General features: G+C 67.0%; 19 protein-coding genes and 1 tRNA gene. 13 read left to right on the forward strand and 7 right to left on the reverse strand.

Annotated elements, in window-relative coordinates; translation table 11 throughout:
• The first annotated feature begins 90 nt into the window (after positions 1 to 90).
• The 6 genes from ACW6W5_RS07810 (at position 91) to ACW6W5_RS07835 (ending at position 7,153) form a co-directional block, all read left to right on the forward strand.
• Positions 91 to 642, forward strand: a complete 552-nt coding sequence (locus ACW6W5_RS07810) for a Dps family protein (RefSeq protein WP_019185151.1) — start codon at positions 91 to 93, stop codon at positions 640 to 642.
• Positions 643 to 1,283: 641 nt separating this feature from the next.
• The gene (gene recQ, locus ACW6W5_RS07815) at positions 1,284 to 3,089 is read left to right on the forward strand and encodes a DNA helicase RecQ (protein ID WP_152151915.1); all 1,806 of its coding nucleotides are present in this window, start codon (positions 1,284 to 1,286) and stop codon (positions 3,087 to 3,089) included.
• A gap of 94 nt (positions 3,090 to 3,183) precedes the next feature.
• Positions 3,184 to 3,579, forward strand: coding sequence for a CopL family metal-binding regulatory protein (locus ACW6W5_RS07820; RefSeq protein WP_152151913.1), 396 nt, complete (start codon positions 3,184 to 3,186; stop codon positions 3,577 to 3,579).
• Between the two features lie 103 nt (positions 3,580 to 3,682).
• Positions 3,683 to 5,476: a copper resistance system multicopper oxidase gene (locus tag ACW6W5_RS07825; RefSeq protein WP_152151911.1), complete on the forward strand. Its 1,794-nt coding sequence runs from the start codon at positions 3,683 to 3,685 to the stop codon at positions 5,474 to 5,476.
• On the forward strand, positions 5,473 to 6,540 hold the full coding sequence (locus tag ACW6W5_RS07830; protein WP_152151909.1) for a copper resistance protein B: 1,068 nt from the start codon (positions 5,473 to 5,475) through the stop codon (positions 6,538 to 6,540). The genes ACW6W5_RS07825 and ACW6W5_RS07830 overlap by 4 nt, the downstream gene beginning before the upstream one ends.
• Positions 6,541 to 6,640: 100 nt before the next feature.
• Positions 6,641 to 7,153 (forward strand): GNAT family N-acetyltransferase, encoded by a 513-nt coding sequence (locus ACW6W5_RS07835; RefSeq protein WP_121039095.1) that lies wholly within the window; start codon positions 6,641 to 6,643, stop codon positions 7,151 to 7,153.
• A gap of 18 nt (positions 7,154 to 7,171) precedes the next feature.
• Here the strand turns inward: ACW6W5_RS07835 and ACW6W5_RS07840 are convergent, their stop codons facing one another.
• Positions 7,172 to 7,468, reverse strand: coding sequence for a TFIIB-type zinc ribbon-containing protein (locus ACW6W5_RS07840; RefSeq protein WP_152151908.1), 297 nt, complete (start codon positions 7,466 to 7,468; stop codon positions 7,172 to 7,174).
• A gap of 153 nt (positions 7,469 to 7,621) precedes the next feature.
• Between ACW6W5_RS07840 and ACW6W5_RS07845 the strand changes: the two genes are divergently transcribed.
• From ACW6W5_RS07845 to ACW6W5_RS07855, 3 genes are all read left to right on the forward strand, one after another.
• Positions 7,622 to 8,386: a CPBP family intramembrane glutamic endopeptidase gene (locus tag ACW6W5_RS07845; protein WP_152151906.1), complete on the forward strand. Its 765-nt coding sequence runs from the start codon at positions 7,622 to 7,624 to the stop codon at positions 8,384 to 8,386.
• 122 nt (positions 8,387 to 8,508) lie between these two features.
• Complete coding sequence (locus ACW6W5_RS07850) at positions 8,509 to 8,907, forward strand: response regulator (protein WP_152151904.1); 399 nt, start codon at positions 8,509 to 8,511, stop codon at positions 8,905 to 8,907.
• A gap of 148 nt (positions 8,908 to 9,055) precedes the next feature.
• Positions 9,056 to 9,721, forward strand: coding sequence for a DUF3011 domain-containing protein (locus tag ACW6W5_RS07855; RefSeq protein WP_152151901.1), 666 nt, complete (start codon positions 9,056 to 9,058; stop codon positions 9,719 to 9,721).
• Between the two features lie 21 nt (positions 9,722 to 9,742).
• On the opposite strand, the gene ACW6W5_RS07860 is transcribed toward ACW6W5_RS07855, so the two are convergent.
• Entirely contained in the window at positions 9,743 to 10,423 is a 681-nt protein-coding gene (locus ACW6W5_RS07860) for a lysozyme inhibitor LprI family protein (protein WP_152151899.1), read from the reverse strand.
• Positions 10,424 to 10,657: 234 nt separating this feature from the next.
• Here ACW6W5_RS07860 and ACW6W5_RS07865 point away from each other — a divergent pair, with 234 nt between their 5' ends.
• Both ACW6W5_RS07865 and ACW6W5_RS07870 read left to right on the forward strand, forming a co-directional pair.
• The gene (locus ACW6W5_RS07865; protein ID WP_152151897.1) at positions 10,658 to 11,506 is read left to right on the forward strand and encodes a hypothetical protein; all 849 of its coding nucleotides are present in this window, start codon (positions 10,658 to 10,660) and stop codon (positions 11,504 to 11,506) included.
• Positions 11,507 to 11,709: 203 nt separating this feature from the next.
• Complete coding sequence (locus ACW6W5_RS07870; protein WP_193222764.1) at positions 11,710 to 11,871, forward strand: hypothetical protein; 162 nt, start codon at positions 11,710 to 11,712, stop codon at positions 11,869 to 11,871.
• 225 nt (positions 11,872 to 12,096) lie between these two features.
• Here ACW6W5_RS07870 and ACW6W5_RS07875 read toward each other — a convergent pair whose 3' ends face one another.
• Positions 12,097 to 12,567, reverse strand: a complete 471-nt coding sequence (locus ACW6W5_RS07875) for a PA2169 family four-helix-bundle protein (RefSeq protein ID WP_152151896.1) — start codon at positions 12,565 to 12,567, stop codon at positions 12,097 to 12,099.
• A 226-nt stretch (positions 12,568 to 12,793) separates the two neighbouring features.
• Between ACW6W5_RS07875 and ACW6W5_RS07880 the strand changes: the two genes are divergently transcribed.
• Together ACW6W5_RS07880 and ACW6W5_RS07885 are read left to right on the forward strand one after the other, a co-directional pair.
• Positions 12,794 to 14,242, forward strand: coding sequence for a S41 family peptidase (locus tag ACW6W5_RS07880; RefSeq protein ID WP_458233638.1), 1,449 nt, complete (start codon positions 12,794 to 12,796; stop codon positions 14,240 to 14,242).
• A gap of 100 nt (positions 14,243 to 14,342) precedes the next feature.
• The gene (locus ACW6W5_RS07885) at positions 14,343 to 14,717 is read left to right on the forward strand and encodes a DUF6713 family protein (protein ID WP_121039122.1); all 375 of its coding nucleotides are present in this window, start codon (positions 14,343 to 14,345) and stop codon (positions 14,715 to 14,717) included.
• 371 nt (positions 14,718 to 15,088) lie between these two features.
• On the opposite strand, the gene ACW6W5_RS07890 is transcribed toward ACW6W5_RS07885, so the two are convergent.
• The 4 genes from ACW6W5_RS07890 to ybgF all read right to left on the reverse strand — a co-directional run bounded on the left by ACW6W5_RS07890 (position 15,089) and on the right by ybgF (position 17,654).
• Positions 15,089 to 15,164, reverse strand: a tRNA-Lys gene (locus ACW6W5_RS07890).
• Between the two features lie 72 nt (positions 15,165 to 15,236).
• A complete protein-coding gene (queC, locus tag ACW6W5_RS07895) occupies positions 15,237 to 15,902 on the reverse strand; it encodes a 7-cyano-7-deazaguanine synthase QueC (RefSeq protein WP_152151892.1) in 666 nt (221 codons plus the stop codon).
• Between the two features lie 115 nt (positions 15,903 to 16,017).
• Positions 16,018 to 16,716, reverse strand: a complete 699-nt coding sequence (queE, locus tag ACW6W5_RS07900) for a 7-carboxy-7-deazaguanine synthase QueE (RefSeq protein WP_121039128.1) — start codon at positions 16,714 to 16,716, stop codon at positions 16,018 to 16,020.
• 131 nt (positions 16,717 to 16,847) lie between these two features.
• Positions 16,848 to 17,654, reverse strand: a complete 807-nt coding sequence (gene ybgF / locus ACW6W5_RS07905; RefSeq protein ID WP_193222762.1) for a tol-pal system protein YbgF — start codon at positions 17,652 to 17,654, stop codon at positions 16,848 to 16,850.

Consider the following 17,654-nt stretch of genomic DNA (forward strand, 5'->3'; position numbering starts at 1 on the left):
ATTCGTTTAGAACTTTTGTTTACTACTGAAAGGGTAGCCTGATCTATTGTGAAGGCCATCCGATTCATCCCATCCATAAGGAGTTCTCCCATGGCGAAGACGACCAAGACCCCGGCAAAGCCCAAGACTGCCAAGCAGAAGCTCGGCGCGGCGGCCCCGTCGGCCCCGAACATCGATATCGGGATCAAGGAGGGCGATCGCAAGAAGATCGCCGATGGACTGTCGGCCTTCCAGGCCGATGCGTTCACGCTCTACCTGAAGACCCACAATTTCCATTGGAACGTGACCGGGTCGATGTTCAACTCGCTGCACACCATGTTCGAGACCCAGTACACCGAACAGTGGGCGGCCCTGGATGACGTGGCTGAACGCATCCGTGCACTGGGCTTCAATGCCCCGGGCTCGTACCGCGAGTTCGCGGCCCTGACCTCGATCGCCGAGGAGCCGGGCCTGACCGACAGCGCGGACTGGCGTGAAATGGTACGCCAGTTGGTCACCGCCAACGAGGCTGTGTGCCGTACGGCGCGCAAAGTGCTGGACGTGGCCGACGATGCGGACGACGCACCGACCGAGGATCTGATGACCCAGCGTCTGCAGACCCACGAAAAGTACGCCTGGATGCTGCGTTCGCTGCTGCAGTAAGGGTTTGTGTTGCGGCAGGCTTGGCTGGCTGACTGAAAGCGAAGGCAGAGGCATTGGCTGACGGGGTCTCCGTGTTGGCGAGCGGGGGCCAGGCCCTGCCGGGACGCGCCGTAAACCCATCCCTGGGGGCTCGTGGGCGCCATCCTTGGCGCCCTGACGGTCCCGTCAGGGCCTGGCCCCCACTCGCCAGACAGATCTGGATGGACGGTGGGGCAAGCCAAAGCAGCCCGCCGCAAGTAGCCAAGTCACCCCGTCGAGATGCAACGTCTAGATGCAACAGGCAACAACCCACAGGCGCCGATTGGCGCCTGTGCGCGTTTGACTGGTTCGTGACCGGCTCTTGAGCGGCCCTTGACTTGGCTCTCCTCTGGACACCAGCCACGTGTCGACGGCGCGGTGTGGGTGGGTTTGCAGGACCGTTGGGCGCCATGGATGGCGCACTACGAGCCCCCATGGACGGGTTCACGGCGGGTCCTGCAGGCCCACCCACACCGCGCCAAACCCGTAAGACGGAACGCCCGGCGCTTTGAGCCTCTGCCTTTGAGGCCTTGAGGCTTTGATGCCTTGGCTCCCGGCATCCCTACACACCGATCCGGCATCAGAGGACACGGCCCGTAGCCTGGGCAAGGTAAACTAGCGCGATGTCTTCCCGCCCCGCGCACGACCTGCTCAGCCGCATCTTTGGTTACGACGAATTCCGCGGTCCGCAGCAAGCGATCGTCGAGCATGTCGCCGCCGGCAATGACGCGCTCGTCCTCATGCCCACCGGCGGCGGCAAATCGCTCTGCTACCAGGTCCCCTCCCTGCTCCGCGACGGCACCGGCATCGTCATCTCGCCGCTGATCGCCCTCATGCAGGACCAGGTCGAAGCCCTGCGCCAGCTCGGCGTCCGCGCCGAATACCTCAACTCCACCCTTGATGGCGAAACCGCCGCCCGGGTCGAGCGCGAACTGCTCGCCGGCGAACTGGACATGCTCTACGTCGCCCCCGAGCGACTGCTGACCGGCCGCTTCCTCTCGCTGCTCTCGCGCAGCCGGATCGCGCTGTTCGCCATCGATGAAGCCCATTGCGTCTCGCAGTGGGGCCACGACTTCCGCCCCGAATACCGCCAGCTCACCGTCCTGCACGAGCGCTGGCCCGACGTCCCGCGCATCGCGCTGACCGCCACCGCCGATCCGCCGACCCAGCGCGAAATCGCCGAACGCCTGGACCTGACCAACGCCCAGCACTTCGTCAGTTCGTTCGACCGGCCCAACATCCGCTATACCGTCGTCCAGAAAGACAATGCCAAGCGCCAGCTGCTGGACTTCCTGAAGGTCCACCGTCAGGAAGCCGGTATCGTCTACTGCATGTCGCGGCGCAAGGTGGAAGAAACCGCCGAATTCCTGTGCAAGGAAGGGATGAACGCCCTGCCCTACCACGCTGGCCTGCCCGCCGAGGTACGCGCCGCCAACCAGCGCCGCTTCCTGCGCGAGGATGGCATCGTCATGTGCGCCACCATCGCCTTCGGCATGGGCATCGATAAGCCGGACGTGCGCTTCGTCGCGCATACCGATCTGCCCAAATCGATGGAAGGGTATTACCAGGAAACCGGCCGCGCGGGGCGCGATGGCGAGCCTGCCGAAGCCTGGCTCTGCTATGGGCTCGGCGACGTCGTGCTGCTCAAGCAGATGATCGAACAGTCCGAAGCCGGCGAAGACCGCAAAACGCTCGAACGGTCCAAACTCGACCACCTGCTCGGCTACTGCGAATCCATGCAATGCCGCCGCCAGGTGCTGCTGGCCGGGTTCGGGGAAACCTATCCCCAACCCTGCGGCAACTGCGACAACTGCCTGCTGCCGCCGGATGCCTGGGATGCCAGCGTCGCCGCCCAGAAAGCGCTGAGCTGCGTCTACCGCAGCGGGCAGCGCTTCGGTGTCGGCCATCTGATCGACATCCTGCGCGGCGGTGACAACGAGAAGGTCCGTCAGTTCGGGCATACCGAGCTGAGTACCTACGGGATCGGCAAGGACCTGGATGCCCGCAGCTGGCGCAGCGTGTTCCGCCAGCTGGTCGCCTCCAGCCTGCTCGAGGTGGACAGCAGCGCGTACGGTGGCCTGCGCCTGACCGATGGCAGCCGCGAGGTGCTCAAGGGCCAGCGCAAGGTCATGATGCGGCGCGAAACACCCAAGGCCGCCCGCGAGCGTGACCGCAGCGGCCAGCGCACCGGCCTGTCGGTGCTGCCGCAGGATCTGGCGCTGTTCAATGCGCTGCGTGGCCTGCGTGCCGAACTCGCGCGCGAGCAGAACGTGCCGGCCTTCGTGATCTTCCACGACAGCACCCTGCGCAATATCGCCGAACAGCGCCCCACCAGCGTTGACGCCCTGGGCCGGGTCGGTGGCATCGGCGGCACCAAGCTGGCCCGCTACGGCGACCGCCTGGTCGAGATCGTGCGCGAGGAAGGCTGATGCCCCGGCGCGTTCAGTCAGACCCGGCTCCAGAGTTGAACCCTGCGTTCAGCCGCGGGTGCGGCGGCCAGGGTTTGGCAGTAAGGTGAGCCCCATGTCCGCCAGTGGCCTGCTCCTGCGAGTCGTCCTGATGCTCAGCCTGTTGCTCAATGGGCTGAACGTGGCCATGGCCGGCCCGATGGCATTGGCCCTGGCCGAACCGGCCGTGGCCGGCAGCGCGGCACCGCCCTGCCATGGCGACGCGCCGATGCCCGCCGCACACGATCACCACACCATGGCCACCGCCGACACCGGCGTGCAGGCACCGCATGATGGCGACCACTGCAAGATCAAGGACTGCCTGCGCAGCTGCGCCCAGCAACCCAGCCTGACCGTCCAGGTCGCCTGGTTGGCGACCCCGCCGCCGGTGTCGATGTCGCCGCCGAACACCGCGCATCCCACCCTGCCGACACCGCCGCTGGACCGTATCACCCGCCCTCCGATCGCCTGATCCGCCGCGCTCTGCGAGCGCTGCCTGATGCTCTGCGCGCATGCCCCGGTGTGCGTGCGTTGACGGCACCGCGTGTGCCATTCGAATCAGATCCGGAGTTGCAATGTCTTTCATTAAAACACCCGGCACGGGCACCCCGCCCATGCCGTCGCGGCGCCTGTTCGTGCAGGGCGTCGCTGCTGGCGGCGTGGTCGCCGGCCTGGCCGCCACCGGCCTGAGCCCGCGTGCGTTCGCCGCCGCCGGCCCCGGCCTGGCCGCTGCCCCGCAGGTGCTCAGCCACCACGACGTGCAGTTGAGCATCGGCGAATCGCTGGCCAATTTCACCGGCCGCACCCGCCCGGCGATCACCGTCAACGGCAGCCTTCCGGCGCCGATCCTGCGCTGGCGCGAAGGCCAGACGGTCAACATCCGGGTCGCCAATACCCTGCAGGGCCACCCCACCTCCATCCACTGGCACGGCCTGCTGCTGCCGGCCAACATGGATGGCGTGCCCGGCCTGAGCTTCAACGGCATCGCCCCGGGCGAGGCCTACCAGTACCGCTTCACCCTCAAGCAGTCGGGCACGTACTGGTATCACAGCCATTCCATGTTCCAGGAACAGGCCGGCCTGTACGGCGCGCTGATCATCGACCCGCTCGAGCCGGCGCCGTATCACGCCGACCGCGAGCACGTGATCCTGCTCTCGGACTGGACCGACCTGGACCCCGGTGCGCTGTTCCGGCGCATGAAGAAGCTCGCCGAGTACGACAACTACTACAAGCGCACCCTGCCCGACTTCCTGCGCGATGTCCGCAAGGACGGCTGGGCCGCCGCCACCGCCGACCGCGGCATGTGGGGGCGGATGCGGATGACGCCGACCGACATCTCCGACGTCAACGCCCACACCTATACCTACCTGCTCAACGGCACCGCCCCGGCCGGCAACTGGACCGGGCTGTTCCGCAGTGGCGAAAAGGTGCTGCTGCGCTTCATCAACGGCGGCTCGATGACCTATTTCGACGTGCGCATCCCTGGCCTGAAGATGACCGTGGTCGCCGCCGATGGCCAGTACATCCACCCGGTCAGCATCGATGAATTCCGCATCGCCCCGGCCGAGACCTTCGATGTGATCGTCGAACCCAGCGGCCAGGACGCGTACACGATCTTCTGCCAGGACATGGGCCGCACCGGCTATGCCGCCGGCACGCTGGCGGTACGCCACGGCCTGCAGGCGCCGATTCCCGCCCGCGACCCGCGCCCGCTGCTGACCATGAGTGACATGGGCCACGACATGGGCCATGCCTCGAACGGGATGGCAGGCCACGACATGAAGGGCATGGAAGGCGGCTGCGGTGCCAGCATGGGCCACGGTGCGCACGGTGCCGATCCCAAAGCGCCGCGTCACCCGGCCAGCGAGCAGGGCAACCCGCTGGTGGACATGCAGAGCATGGCCACCGAGCCCAAGCTGGATGATCCCGGTATCGGCCTGCGCGACAACGGCCGCAACGTACTCACCTACGGTGCGATGCGCAGCCTGTTCGACGATCCCGATGGGCGTGATCCCGGCCGCGAGGTCGAGCTGCACCTGACTGGCCATATGGAGAAATTCAGCTGGTCCTTCGACGGCATCCCGTTCGCCAGCGCCGAACCGTTGCGCCTGACCTACGGCGAGCGCATGCGCATCGTGCTGGTCAACGACACGATGATGCAGCATCCGATTCATCTGCACGGCGTGTGGAGCGATCTGGAAAACGCGGACGGCGCGTTCCACCTGCGCAAGCACACCATCGACATGCCGCCGGGCACCCGCCGCACCTACCGCGTCCGTGCCGACGCGCTTGGGCGCTGGGCGTACCACTGCCACCTGCTGTACCACATGGAAGCGGGCATGATGCGCGAAGTGAGGATCGAAGAATGAGCCGCTCACCTCTCACCGCGCTGTCCGCACTGAGCGCCGCCCTGCTGCTGGCGTTGGCCGCACCGGCCTGGGCACAGTCGCATGCCGGCCATGCCACGGCGCCGACCACAACCACAGCCGACACACCACCGGCGGATGACCGCCCGATGGATCACGGCAGCATGGATCACACCAAGATGGACCATTCAACGATGGACCATGGCAGCGCTGATCACAACCAGATGGACCACGCGACGATGGACCATGGCAGCACCGATCACAGCCAGATGGACCACGCGACGATGGACCATTCAACGATGGACCACGCCGCGATGGGCCATGGCACGCCGAAGCCGGCTGCCCCTACCGAACCGCTCGAACCGATTCCTGTCGTGACCGCCGCCGACCGCCTCGCCGCGTTCCCGCCGATCGACCACGGCGCGATGGAGCATGCGCCGGAGATCCACAGCCTGCTGCTGGTCAACCGCCTCGAACACTGGGACGGCCAGCACGGCACCGGCCAGGCATGGGAGGCCAGCGGCTGGGTGGGTGGCAACATCAACAGGCTATGGCTGCGCAGCGAAGGCGAGCGCAGCGACGGCCGCACCGGCTCGGCCGATCTGGAGGTGATGTACGGCCGCAGCGTGTCGCCGTGGTGGGACGTGCTGGTCGGCGTGAAGCAGGATTTCCGCCCGGCCGATTCACGCACCTGGGCGGCGTTCGGCATCCAGGGGCTGGCGCCGTACAAGTTCGAGACCTCGGCCACGGCGTATGTCGGCGAAGGCGGTCAGTTCGCGGCCACGGTGGAAGTGGAGTACGAGCTGCTGCTGACCAACCGCTTGATCCTGCAGCCGCTGGTGGAAGCCAGTTTCTCGGCCAAGGACGAGCCGGCGTATGGCAATGGCGCCGGCCTGAACAAACTCGAGGCCGGGCTGCGCCTGCGCTACGAGTTCAGCCGCCGCTTCGCGCCCTACATCGGCATCAGCCACGAGCGGCTGTTCGGTGATACCGCCGACTACCACGAAGCAGCCGGCGAACGTGCGCGCGATACCCGCTGGGTGGCGGGCGTGCGCGTCTGGTTCTGATCCAGCAGCCATGACAGGTTCCGGGTACCGACGTACCCGGAACCACGGCCGACCCCAGGCGATGGCGTAAGCTGCCGGCCCCACCTGCCTGCCTTGCGCCATGATGTTGACCCTCCGCCGTGCCACCGTTGCCGATGCCGACGCCCTCTCGGCGATCGCCATCGCCACCTATACCGAAACCTTCGGCGATTCCTACCCGCCGCAGGATCTGCACGCGTTCCTGCACAGCCACTATTCGGTCGAGCCGCAGCGTGACGAGCTCGCCGATCCACGCAACGCGGCGTGGCTGCTGGAAGCCGGGGAACGTGTGGTGGGGTATCTCGCCGCAGGGCCCAACAGCCTGCCCCATGCGGATGCCGCCGAGGGCGATATCGAGCTCAAACGCCTGTACCTGCTCGCCAGTCACCACAGTGGCGGCCACGGCGCGCGCCTGATGGACGCCTTCCTGGCGTGGCTCGATCAGCCACAGCGGCGCACGCTGTGGATCGGCGTGTGGTCCGGGAACGTTGGTGCGCAGCGCTTCTATGCGCGCTATGGCTGCAGCAAGGTGGGCGAATACGATTTCCCGGTCGGCGACAGCGTCGACCGGGAATTCATCCTGCGCCGCGCCTGAGCGCAGCGCAGGCGTACATCAGAAGTCGAACAGGTCCGACAGGAAGCTCTCTTTCTTTTTCTTGCGGTAGCCCTGCTGGTCGCCGTACTGCTGCTGGCCCAGGTGGCGGGTATCACGGTGCTGCACGGCGGCCGGCGGCGGCGGTGCGGCCGCGCGCACCGCCGCGGGTACGGCGGCACCGGCCGAGCGCTCGATGATCTTGTCCAGCTCGCCTCGGTCCAGCCACACGCCACGGCACTGCGGGCAGTAGTCGATCTCGATGCCCTGGCGCTCGGACATCTGCAGCGCTTGGGTCTTGCATACGGGGCATTGCATGGGCGGTCGTCCAAGGGGTAAAGCCGCACTCTAGCCGGTCGCACCTGACCGTGGTGCAACGCGGCCATGACCGATGGCCCCCCGACCTATGCCCCATGCTGCTGGTGTGGCAATGGCGAACAATCCACGCCGTCCCTGGATATGGAGCGTCCCATGCCGTCCCTTCGCCTGCGCACTTGGCTGGCCACCTTCGTGGTGGTGCTGACACTGGCCGTGTCGATCAATCTGCGCGACCTCGCCGCGTGGCTGGGCACGCCAATTCCGACGCTGCCGATTCCCTATGGCGGGGCCATCCTCGACAACGGCCTGGGCGTGCTGCTGGTGCTGGCCGTGGCTGCGCTGGTGCTGCGTCCCGGGCAACGCCTGCACGCGCTGCTCGGGTTGCGCTGGAATGGCTGGCAGGGCCCGGCGCTGGCCCTGCTGGCGACCCTGCCATGCTGCCTCGGCCTGTGGTGGCTGGGCGGTGTGAATCCCACCCAGGACCTGCTCGCCCTGCTGATGCTCGGCGTGCTGTTCCCGCTCGCCGAGGAGATCATCTTCCGCGGCTTCGGCTTCATCTTCGCGCACCGCCAGCAGCGTTGGCCGTGGCTGGCCGCCGCGCTGGTGCAGGCGGTGGTCTTCGGTGCGATCCACTGGTGGTCGTTCGGCGGCGGCGGCGGCATGGCGCTGCAGGTGTTCGCCATCACCGGCATCGGCGGGCTGGTGTTCGCCTGGCTCAATACGCTGGACGATTACACCCTGTGGAGCGGGCTGGCGCTGCACGTCTCGCTCAACCTGGCCTGGAACGTCTTCGTGATCACCGAGGCGACCGCCGTCGGCTGGCCGGCGACGGTGCTGCGTCTCTCGGCAGCGGGCCTGGCGGTCGGGCTGCTATGGGCCTGGCAGCGTCGTCGAAAACGTTCACTCGCCCTCGCCTGACCCGCGCTGACGCCGGCAGCACGGCCGGTTCACCGGGCATTTCGGCGCCGTCGACGATCTCCTCACCATCGCCCCGCGATACTTGCGCGCCCCTGTCCGGGGGTAAGCAGGAACCACGCTCCATGTTGTTGTCCAAACACCATCCCGAACCCCGCGTGCTGTTGATCGAAGACACCGAAGACACCCGTGAGCTCAGCCGCATGGCCCTGGAAAGCCAGGCGTGCGAAGTCGTAGCGGTCAGTTCCGCCGAAGCCGCGCTGGGCCTGCTCCAGGCCGGCGAGCGCTTCGATCTGGTGTTCACCGATGTCTGCCTGGGCGCGGTGAGTGGCATCGAGGCGGCGCATCGGGTCAAGCAGGAACAGCCCGGGCTGCCGGTGCTGGTCACCTCGGGCCTGGAGCCCTCCGTGGTGGTGCCGCAGCTCGGCCCGGGCATGCACTTCCTGCCCAAGCCTTACAGCATGAGCGAGCTGCTCGACGCGATCCGTGCCTGCTTCCAGCACCCGCTGGCAGCCTGCGCCTGAGGCGAGTCGCCGGCGGCCGTCCGGGCGCGCAGCTCAGTGATCTTCATCCGGATTTCATGTCCGCGTGGCCATCGTCGGTGCCGGGAACAGGGGTCTCCCGCTTCCCATACGATGCGACGCGCTCCTTTTCCTTGCCGGAATCGACGACATGCTCTTCCGTATGCTGCTGGCCACGCCCTTGCTGTTGATGCTGCCGTTGGACGACGCACGCGCGGATGACTTCGTCACCTGTGAGAGCCGCGACAACCGCTATCAGTCCTGCACCCTGCCCCGCGCCGGCTACGTCACCCTGGACCGCAAACTGTCCGGTGCGGACTGCCGCCAGGGCCGCAACTGGGACTACGACCGCCGCGAGGTGTGGGTCGACGATGGCTGCCGCGCCTCGTTCAGGGTGCACGGCGGCAACGATCGCGATGACCGCCATGACGATGACAACCACGACGCCAAGGTCGCCGCCGGCGTGTTGATCGGTGCGGCGATTCTCGGCGCGTTGGCCCACAGCGCCAACAAGGATGACGCGCGCTACGACGACGAGAACTACCAGGGCGCACGCCACACGTCCTATGTGCCCAACTGGATGATCGGCGAGTTCGAGGGCTACAACCCGACCTTCAACGCCGACATCCGCATGCGCATCGACAGCGACGGCCGCATGAGCGCACAGACGCGTGGGCAGTCGTTGAATGGCTGGGTCAATGGCGGCCAGCTCAACGTCGGCAGCAGCGTGTTCGACATCAGCCAGAGCCGCGAGGGCTTCGTCACCACCGAGGTGGGCGACCGCCAGAACGAGGTGCGTTACCGCCGCGTGCCTTGAGCTACGCGGCGATGGCCGCCATCACTTGGCGATCTGGCACTGCAGCGTGGTGCCGTAGAACTCCAGCGTGGTCTGGTCGTTGTGGATCCGCAGGTCGACACCTTCGCGCCCCCAGCGGCCACCGTTGTTTTCCTCACGGGTCACCGGCACCGGGAACACGATCGCCTGATCGTTGCCCCAACTGACCACGGCCGCGGTCGGGTCGATGTCGTTGTAGAACACCGCCGTCACCGGCTTGCTGTTGTCATCGCAGCGGTACTCGACCTTCGCCGGCACCTGGATGCCGCCAGCGTTGAGGGTCAGCTCGACCAGACGCGTCTGGTAGGACTCCACCAGGCAACGGTGCGGATCGACCGCACGCGAACAGGCATCGCGGCCTTTGATCCAGCCACGCTGCTCGGCCGCGATGTCCAGCTCGTCCGGGCTGGTCTGCACACGCTTGTACAGCGCGGCCAGCTGGCGATCCAGCGCGGCCAGGCGCGCGTCGCCGCACACCAGCGTCTCCGCCTCGGCGTGCGCCTTGGTGCAATCGAACGACGGCGGCTGCAGGGTCGGGCTGTCGGGGGCGGCGGGCGCGCTGGCAGCGGGGGCCGACGTGGCCGGCGCGGCAGGCTCTGCCGGAGTCGCGGTATCGGACGGCGCCGGCTTGGAACAGCCCGCGAGCGCAAGCGCCCCCACACCCAGCAGGACGAAACGGTTCATGGCACCTCCAACAACGATCAACGAATGACTGGCTATTGTGCCCCCGTAAGCGGTTCTGCGGTGTGCACAGGCAGACCGCTCATGGCCACGCCTCTCTGCTCACCGTCATTCGAGAACAACCGATTGCCGGGCACCCGCAGGATGCCCCGGCGAGGCATGCTGCGCACCGGGTTGCCGCCCAGCCCCGGCACACCTACGCTCCATGCCCGAATCGATCCAAGGACCATGCCCCGGATGAGTGGCAGCCCGTTTTCTTCTCTCACGCGACGACTGGCATGGCCGGCGCGTGCGCCTGTCCAGACACCGCTGGGCGCGGCCCTCCTCGTGGTGTTGCTGGTCGCCTCACCCGCACGTGCCGATGACATACCGCCGCAGTTCATGGCGCAGTACGAAGCCACGCGCGATTACCTGCAACTGCTGCAGCAAGCCGACGCCGACAAGGCACCGGAGCAGCTCGACAGCCCACGCGCCATGCAACTGCTGACGGCGGTGACCAACACGACCGACGTCCTGGCGCCGGACTACGCGACGGCGGACCTGGGGCTGCTGACCAACGCGTGCCAGTACGGCGTAACGCTGTCCACCCGGTTGATGCAGTTCGGCATGGGTACGATGCCAGCAGCCGTGCTCCTCCATTCCGGCGAGCAGGCCCGCCAAGGCAAGCACAACGCCGAGCGCTTCCAGGCACAGCTGGGCCTGCTGCTGCCGTACCTGCTGCAGTGCGGTGCACGGATGCAGCCCCTGGTGGATACGTGGCTGACCGTTGCAACGCCCGCAGAGCTCGCCGGTCTGGGACCGGGCGGCACCGACACCCTTCGCCGCAATGCGCAACGCCAGTATCTGGAGATGCTGGAGGTGATGCGTGCCCAGCCGGCGGGCAGCACGCTGAAGCGGACCCTGGTCGGTGCGCTGGCGGAGACGGCGGCGCCTTACGCGCAGATGCTGCAGCCCGCGCAACGGCAGCCGGTGCGCGAGGCGTTGAAGGAAGCGCTGCAACAGGTGGACCCCAGCGACGTTCCGCTCCTGCAGCAGGCCATTGCCGGGTTCAACAGCAACCATTGCGGGACACTCTGCCAATCCTGATACATCGACGGCCGCAGCCTCCAACTCGGCGCCGGGGATGAAGGCACGTTGTGGACCCGCAGCGCCGTGGGTGGTCACACCCACGCGGTGTAGCACCTGGTCATGAGACTACCCTGACCCGATGCTCATCCCAGTGCGACCCTCGCGTAACAGCGGCAGGTCCACGCTGGGGTTGCGACATCACGTCGCCTTGGAGTCACACCATGTCCAACATGCAGAACAACGAAAACAACGTCAAGAATGCTGCTGCACAGAAAGGCCCGCAGTCCGAACAGGATCGCAAGGACGCGCAGGCCAAGCAGCAGAAGCAGGAACAGGACACCAAGAAAGCGCCTGATGCCGGCAACAAGCCGCAGCAGAAGTAATCGCTCTGCCGGATGGTGGGGCTGCGCATCCGCGCAGCCCTCACACGCAGACGGCGACCAGGCGCACTCGGCTCCATCCCGCACGCTTCAGCGTCTCGCGTCCTTCAATTTCCTGCATCCTTCACTACGAAGCTCATTCGCGACGCTGTTGATTCGCGACGCTGTTGATTCGCGACGCTGCGCATGCGCGTGCTTCCTGGACGGTGTAGGTGAGGGTGTGGGTGACTATGCATCCCGGCCCCGCAGCTCATCTACCTCCTGGCGCATGTCGTCCCAACCGAGCCGCGTCTCCAGCAGCATGCCGTTGAGCGTTCGTCGCGCATTTGCCGTCAGTGCGCCATCGCGCGCGGCCACTTCGAGTGCCCTCACCAGACGCGCTTCAGCTGCCTGGCTCTCGCTGGCGTACTGGATGTCCGCATCCCCGAGTACGGTACCCAACCTGCCGAAGCCGCCACGGAGGCTGCCGGCCAGGGTACGGTGGCGGGAGGGCTGACCGCCGGCGTCGCGCACCAGCCGTGTGACCCCATCGATGACCTGCATTTTCGCTGCGGCCATCCGCATCATCAGCGCGTTCAACTGCGGATCCTGCGTCCCATCGTCGGCGACGGCTCTGGCGTAGATGTCGTGGCCGTCGCGCGCGATGCCGATGATCTGGTTGAGTTCGCGTATCGCGTGGCCGGATTGGACGGTACTCATCACAGCGCTCCGTGGGATCGTGGGCCCACTGTGGCCGGGTATCGCCTGATCGTGCGCGCGTCGTAGGGACGGTGGCGTGATGCGGCACCGGGACTTCCGCGGAACACGCGCATTGGCTACGATCGACCGGAGTCGATCGCACACACGATCCCGTCACCCTTGCCCCGTGCGGCACTGCGCCGGGTCGCAAGGAGGCTGTATGGCAGGGATGAGTGGCACTGTATTAATGCTCGCGATGCTGGGCGTCGCCGCGCCGGGGGCATCCGTTGCCGCGCCGGCATTCGATCGCAGCGCCTGGCAGGCCGACCATGTGGCGCTCAAGCGCGCCTTGGAGCAGGATTACGCGCATCTGGCATGGGCCGCCTCGCCACAAAGCGGTGTGGATCTTCCCGCACTGGATGCCGAGGCGCAGCGTGCGCTGGCTGAAGCACGTACGGATACGCAGGCGCGCCAAGCCCTGCACACTTTCCTGGCCGGGTTCCAGGATGGTCACCTCAGCCTGCTCGACCCGCTTGAACAGGCGTCCGACACGGCCTCGCCCACTGCTGTGGACCCGCGCACGCTGGGCGCGAGCGCAGGGTGTGCCGCGCTCGGCGTGGCCGATGAAGGCCGGCACGATTTCAGCCTGCCGCTGGAAACGCTGGCCGGTTACCACCCCCTCAACGACGACGCCGATCCTGTGCTGCGCGCCGGCATTCTCTCGCTGCCGGATGGCCACACGGTGGGTCTGCTGCGCCTGCATGAGTTCGATGCCTTGCGCTATCCGGGCCTCTGCCACGCGCTGTGGCCGCAACTGCGGCATGCGGACTCCACCGACGACATGCGCGGCACCTTGGCCCGGGGCTGGGTCGCGGTGATCGCCGCCAGCCTGCGGCGTTTCCAACAGGACGGAGTGGACGCCGTGCTGGTGGATGTCGGCGACAACCCGGGGGGCGACGACAGTGGCGATACGCTGACCCGGCTGTTCACCCCGCAGCCGGTTGCCTCCGCCGTGCTCCAGGTCAGCCAGTCCCCGGCCGGCAAGCCCTATCTGGACGAGCAATACGAGCGGCTCGACGACGCACTGCGCAATCACCGCCCCAACGCCGCAGCCCGCAGGCTGCTCACTACGGAGCGGCAGGCGTTCCAGGCGTCGCGGCGGGCCACGGCGCTGCCGGCCTGCGATCTGTCATGGGCCTGGCGGGTACAGCACGACTGGAACGGCCCCACATGCCGGCGCCTGGTGCCCGCAGGTACCTCCGGGGGCCCGTTGCCGAGCCCTGCCGTGGACACCCTCGATGATTTCCTCATCGCGCACCGCCTGGACTGGTCACAGGATCTGCGCGAGCACTGGGGCGCCTGGAAGGGGCCGGTATATGTCCTCACCAATGCAAAGACGGCGTCCTCCGCCGAGATGTTCGCGGCGCGGATGCAGGACAACCACATCGCGCGCATCGTCGGGACGCACAGCGGAGGGTACGGCTGCGGCTTCATGAGTGCGCAGGCGATGCCTGAACTGCCCCATTCGCATCTGCGCCTGCGCGTTCCGAATTGCGTGCGCCTGCGTGCCGATGGCAGTGACGAGGTGGCCGGCATCCGCCCGGACCTGCCGGTCGCGCCGCGTCGTGGCGAAGGCGCACGGGCCCGCGCGCAGCGGCTGGTCGATACGCTCATCGGCGACATCGCGCTGCATTGAATGCGGGCCGCGGCGGAGCCAAACCGGCACGCAGGCACGCGGTGAGCGCCGCTACACTGTGCACGCTGCAGGATCCGCAGCCTTCGGCATCGCCTGTCCCATGGAAAGACGCTACTTCGCCACCCTGCTTGCCTTGATCCTTCATCAGATCGACGCCGCATTCTGGCGTGAGTGGGAGATATTCCTGCTGCCCGGTGGCGTGCAGGGCTTCCTGGTCTTCAACCTGCTGGCCATCGGCGTGGTGCTGCTCGGCTACCGCCACGTGCTGCTGCAGACCAGCAAGGCGCGCGGCTTTGCGATGGTCTGCGCGGCGCTGGGCATCGCGACGTTCCTCATTCACCTCGGCTTCGCCGTGTTCGGCCACCGCGCTTTCCACCTGCCGTTGTCGATGGCGGTGATCGCAGCCTGCCTGGTCTCGGCGGTGTGCCTGTTGCGCTCGCTGCGCACCGATGCGCAGGGACGCCCACGCGCCTGACCGGTACCCTGGAGACACTGCGCCGGTGTGCCAATGCCAGGCGCGCAGTAGGAGAGCAAAAACAGACAGTACCGTCGCAAAGACGACGGCGGTCTGCAGGACATCGATCACCATTGCCATTCCACTGCTCCGGATCGACCGCCGGCATGCACGCGTTCTCCGGGAAGCAGCATGTCGTGCTCAAGGTCGGGAGGTACAGCGTGCGCGTCCGGGCGATGGACAGGCATCGGTTCTTGCCCTGCTGCGCCTCAGTGAAAGGCGCAATTCGCTGTGATGAAGCTCGGTAGCGCGGACTTGAGCTCCCATGGCGCGTGCGCCCCGCTGGAGGCATGAAAAAGGCGACCTCGCGGTCGCCTCGATCATGATGCAATTGGTGGGCCGTGATGGATTCGAACCATCGACCAAAAGATTAAAAGTCTTCTGCTCTACCAACTGAGCTAACGGCCCATTGCATCCCCGACGTGACGCCGGGGGTGCGCATTCTAACGCATCTTCGCGCTCATGCGTACCCGTCCCGCATCACACGTAGTTGGTCGGGTCCGGCACGCCGGCATCCGTGAAGCCCTGCGCGCGCAGGCGGCAGGCATCGCAGTGCCCGCAGGCGCGGCCTTGGTCGTCGGCGTTGTAGCAGGACACGGTCAGGCCGAAATCCACGCCGAGGCGGACGCCTTCACGCACGATATCGGCCTTGCTCAGGAACTGCAGCGGCGCGTGAACCTGGATACCCGCACCTTCCACGCCCGCCTTGGTGGCCAGGTTGGCCAGCGTCTGGAAGGCCTGGATGAATTCAGGGCGGCAATCCGGGTAGCCGGAATAGTCCACCGCGTTGACGCCGCAGAAGATGTCGTTGGCACCCAGCACCTCCGCCCAACCGAGTGCGACGGACAGCATGATGGTATTGCGCGCCGGCACGTAGGTGACCGGGATGCCCTCGCCGCCCGCTTCCGGGACGTCGATGTCATCGGTCAGGGCCGAGCCGCCGATGCTGCGCAGGTCGACATTGACGGTCTTGTGGGCGACCGCACCCAGCGCGCTGGCGACCGCCGCGGCGGCATCGAGCTCGGAGGTGTGACGCTGGCCGTAGCGCACGCTCAGGGCGTGGACGGCAAAGCCCTGCTCGCGGGCGATGGCGACAACGGCGGCGGAGTCCATGCCGCCGGACAGGAGGACGACTGCTTTTTTCATGGGGGGTGTTTCCGGTGGTTTGCGGGGAACCAGCACGCTGTCCCGCGCCGGACGTCTTTACTGATGGTGAGGCGTGGTCGATGGCAAGCGCAGCGCCGTAGCGCTGCAGCCGGCGCTACCTCCCGGGTTCGTCATTCCACAACAGCTTGTGCAGCTGCATCTGGAAGCGCACCGGCAGGCGATCGGCCACGATCCAGTCGGCCAGCTCGCGCGGGCTGACCTCGCTCTTGCTCGGCGAGAACAGCACCATGCTGCGCTCGTTGAGCCGGTGCTCGCGGACCATGCCGCGGGCCCACTCGTAATCCTCGCGGCTGCACAGCACGAACTTGATCTGGTCGCGCTTGGTCAGCAGCGGCAGGTTCTCCAGGCGGTTGCGGGCCATTTCGCCGGAGCCGGGGGTCTTCAGGTCGACCACGCGCGACACGCGCGGATCCACGCCACTGACATCCAGCGCACCGGAGGTCTCCAGCGAGACGTCCAGGCCGGCGTCGCAGAGCTTCTCCAGCAGCACCAGGCAGCGCTTCTGCGCCAGCGGCTCGCCACCGGTCACGCAGACGTGGTGCACGCCTTGGGCCAGCACTTCGTCCACGATCGCGTCGATGTCCCACCAGGTGCCGCCGTGGAAGGCGTAGGCGGTATCGCAATAGGTACAGCGCAGCGGGCAGCCGGTCAGGCGCACGAACACGGTCGGCCAGCCGGCGGTATCGGCTTCGCCCTGCAGGGACAGGAAGATCTCGGTGATCTTCAGTCGCGGCAACGGGGACTGCACGATCTCACTGGGGAGTGCGGCGGCAGCGGACAGGGTCGTGGTCATGGCGGTGATTCTTGGCGGACGGCTTCGGAAACGACAACAGCCGGGCATGGCCCGGCACGGAAGACCGGGCAGCGCCCGGTTGGCGATCCATCAGTATACCGGGCCCGGCCGCTCCAGCGGCCCAGGCGGGTTCAGCGGATCTGCTGACCCAGCCGGATCGACTGCAGACGGTCCTGCGCGGTGCGCGCGGCGTCGGAGCCGGGATACGTGGACACGACCTGTTCGAGGGTCGCCTGGGCCTGGTCGACCTTGCCTTCGCCGTACTGGGAAAGGCCGATCTTGAGCAGGCCACCGGACGCCTTGTCATGGGTCGGGTAGCGCGAGATGAGGTCGCGGAACTGCGCCTCAGCCAGCGGGAAATTGCGGGTGGCGTAATAGCTCTCGCCCAGCCAGTACAGCGCGTTGGGGGTATAGACGCCGTTGGGGTACAGCTCGAGGAAGCTCATGAACAGCTGCGCCGAGTCGTCGTACTTGCCGGCCTTGAGCGAATCGAAGGCGACATTGTAGGCGGTGCGTTCATCGCCACTGGCGGCCAGGCTGCCGGCATCGCCGTGCACGCTTGGCGGCCGCTCGGAAGCGGCCGTTGCCGGTTTCGGGGATGCAGCGGGGGCAGGCGCGGCTGCGGCCGGGGCGGCAGGAAGCACGGGGGCTCCACCTTCCAGGCGGTTCAGGCGGCTGTCCAGGTCCAGATACTGGTCCTTGGCGGACTGCTTGAGCTGGTCATTGTCGTGCTGCAGCTGCTCGACCTGCGACTGCAGGGCCTGCAACTGGGTACGCAACTGATTCAGCTGGTTGAGCATGTCCATGTTGGACTGGTTGTTGTTCGCCTGCTGCTCAAGCGCGCCGACGCGGTCGGCCAGACTCTGGCGCTGCGCATTGGCCGGTGCGGCAGCCACGAGGGCTGCCGCAACGATCATCGATAGAAATCGAAAGCGCAT

It is taken from the genome of Stenotrophomonas sp. IS26 (genome assembly GCF_054188265.1).

Excerpts from the sequence above, each read along its gene's own strand:
- ACW6W5_RS07810 (WP_019185151.1), top strand. The coding sequence starts at position 91 with ATGGCGAAGACGACCAAGACCCCGGCAAAGCCCAAGACTGCCAAGCAG.
- recQ (WP_152151915.1), top strand. The coding sequence starts at position 1,284 with ATGTCTTCCCGCCCCGCGCACGACCTGCTCAGCCGCATCTTTGGTTAC.
- ACW6W5_RS07820 (WP_152151913.1), top strand. The coding sequence starts at position 3,184 with ATGTCCGCCAGTGGCCTGCTCCTGCGAGTCGTCCTGATGCTCAGCCTG.
- ACW6W5_RS07825 (WP_152151911.1), top strand. The coding sequence starts at position 3,683 with ATGTCTTTCATTAAAACACCCGGCACGGGCACCCCGCCCATGCCGTCG.
- ACW6W5_RS07830 (WP_152151909.1), top strand. The coding sequence starts at position 5,473 with ATGAGCCGCTCACCTCTCACCGCGCTGTCCGCACTGAGCGCCGCCCTG.
- ACW6W5_RS07835 (WP_121039095.1), top strand. The coding sequence starts at position 6,641 with ATGATGTTGACCCTCCGCCGTGCCACCGTTGCCGATGCCGACGCCCTC.
- ACW6W5_RS07840 (WP_152151908.1), bottom strand. The coding sequence starts at position 7,468 with ATGCAATGCCCCGTATGCAAGACCCAAGCGCTGCAGATGTCCGAGCGC.
- ACW6W5_RS07845 (WP_152151906.1), top strand. The coding sequence starts at position 7,622 with ATGCCGTCCCTTCGCCTGCGCACTTGGCTGGCCACCTTCGTGGTGGTG.
- ACW6W5_RS07850 (WP_152151904.1), top strand. The coding sequence starts at position 8,509 with ATGTTGTTGTCCAAACACCATCCCGAACCCCGCGTGCTGTTGATCGAA.
- ACW6W5_RS07855 (WP_152151901.1), top strand. The coding sequence starts at position 9,056 with ATGCTCTTCCGTATGCTGCTGGCCACGCCCTTGCTGTTGATGCTGCCG.
- ACW6W5_RS07860 (WP_152151899.1), bottom strand. The coding sequence starts at position 10,423 with ATGAACCGTTTCGTCCTGCTGGGTGTGGGGGCGCTTGCGCTCGCGGGC.
- ACW6W5_RS07865 (WP_152151897.1), top strand. The coding sequence starts at position 10,658 with ATGAGTGGCAGCCCGTTTTCTTCTCTCACGCGACGACTGGCATGGCCG.
- ACW6W5_RS07870 (WP_193222764.1), top strand. The coding sequence starts at position 11,710 with ATGTCCAACATGCAGAACAACGAAAACAACGTCAAGAATGCTGCTGCA.
- ACW6W5_RS07875 (WP_152151896.1), bottom strand. The coding sequence starts at position 12,567 with ATGAGTACCGTCCAATCCGGCCACGCGATACGCGAACTCAACCAGATC.
- ACW6W5_RS07880 (WP_458233638.1), top strand. The coding sequence starts at position 12,794 with ATGCTCGCGATGCTGGGCGTCGCCGCGCCGGGGGCATCCGTTGCCGCG.
- ACW6W5_RS07885 (WP_121039122.1), top strand. The coding sequence starts at position 14,343 with ATGGAAAGACGCTACTTCGCCACCCTGCTTGCCTTGATCCTTCATCAG.
- queC (WP_152151892.1), bottom strand. The coding sequence starts at position 15,902 with ATGAAAAAAGCAGTCGTCCTCCTGTCCGGCGGCATGGACTCCGCCGCC.
- queE (WP_121039128.1), bottom strand. The coding sequence starts at position 16,716 with ATGACCACGACCCTGTCCGCTGCCGCCGCACTCCCCAGTGAGATCGTG.
- ybgF (WP_193222762.1), bottom strand. The coding sequence starts at position 17,654 with ATGCGCTTTCGATTTCTATCGATGATCGTTGCGGCAGCCCTCGTGGCT.